Source organism: Micromonospora sp. ATA51 (assembly GCF_016802855.1).
Classification (GTDB): domain Bacteria; phylum Actinomycetota; class Actinomycetes; order Mycobacteriales; family Micromonosporaceae; genus Micromonospora; species Micromonospora sicca.
This window is the reverse complement of record NZ_JAEVHJ010000677.1, coordinates 1-1211: the sequence shown is the minus strand read 5'-3', so window position 1 is coordinate 1211 and position 1211 is coordinate 1. Positions and strand designations below refer to the sequence as shown.

Here is a 1211-nt window from a genome sequence, read left to right as displayed (position 1 = left end):
GGTCAGGCCGGCCAAGCGCCGGTGGCCAGGAAGCGGTCGATGGTGGCGAGGTGCGGGGCGAGGTCCAGCCCCTGCCGGGTCACCCAGTCGTCGGCGTAGTACGTGTCGACGTACCGGTCACCGGCGTCGCAGATGAGGGTGACCACGGAACCGGTGCGCCCCACCGCCAGCATCTCGGCGATCAGCCCGAACGCGCCCCACAGGTTGGTGCCGGTCGAGCCGCCGACCCGGCGGCCGAGCACCCTCGAGCCGGCCCGCATGGCGGCCAGCGAGGCGGCGTCCGACACCTGGACCATCCGGTCCACCACCGAGGGCAGGAAGGACGCCTCGACGGACGGCCGGCCGATGCCCTCGATCCGGGAGCCGCGGTCGGTCCGCACCGACCAGTCGCCGGCCTGCCAGGCCGGGTAGAAGGCGGAGTTCTCCGGGTCGACCACGCAGAGCTTGGTGGGCAGCCGCCGGTAGCGGGCGTACCGGCCGATGGTGGCGCTGGTGCCGCCGGTGCCGGCGCCCACCACGATCCAGGCCGGCACGGGGTGCCGCTCCAGGGCGAGCTGCGCGTAGATCGACTCGGCGATGTTGTTGTTGCCCCGCCAGTCGGTGGCCCGCTCGGCGTAGGTGAACTGGTCCATGTAGTGCCCGCCGGTGTCCTCGGCGAGCCAGCGCGCCTCGATGACCACCTTGGCCGGGTCCTGCACCAGGTGGCAGCGGCCGCCCTGGAACTCGATCTGGGCGATCTTCTCGGGCGAGGTGGAGGCGGGCATGACCGCGATGAAGGGCAACCCCAGCATCCGGGCGAAGTACGCCTCGGAGACGGCGGTCGAGCCGGAGGAGGCCTCGACGATGGTGGTGTCCGGGCCGATCCAGCCGTTGCAGAGCCCGTAGAGGAAGAGCGACCGGGCGAGCCGGTGCTTCAACGAGCCCGTGGGGTGCACCGACTCGTCCTTCAGGTAGAGGTCGATGCCCCACTCGCGGGGCAGCGGGAAGGGCAGCAGGTGGGTGTCGGCGGACCGGTTGGCGTCGGCCTCGACCGTGGCGATCGCCTCGGTCACCCACGTCCGGCCTGCCTCGTCGCACCGGTCCAGATGTGTCACGTCGGCAACGTTACAAGCGAGGTCAGCTCGGGTTCGGGCCGACCCGGCGGCGCTGCCGGCGCTGCCCGGCCCGGCCCGCGGCCCGGACCACCGGCGTCAGCGCGAGCGCCAGCCGGG

The 1211-nt window shown here is 72.9% G+C and carries 1 protein-coding gene; it reads right to left on the bottom strand.

Annotated features, from left to right (window positions below):
* Positions 1–2 precede the first annotated feature (2 nt).
* Positions 3–1094 (bottom strand): PLP-dependent cysteine synthase family protein, encoded by a 1092-nt coding sequence (locus tag JNW87_RS38895; protein WP_109805124.1) that lies wholly within the window; start codon positions 1092–1094, stop codon positions 3–5.
* Between the last annotated feature and the right edge of the window lie 117 nt (positions 1095–1211).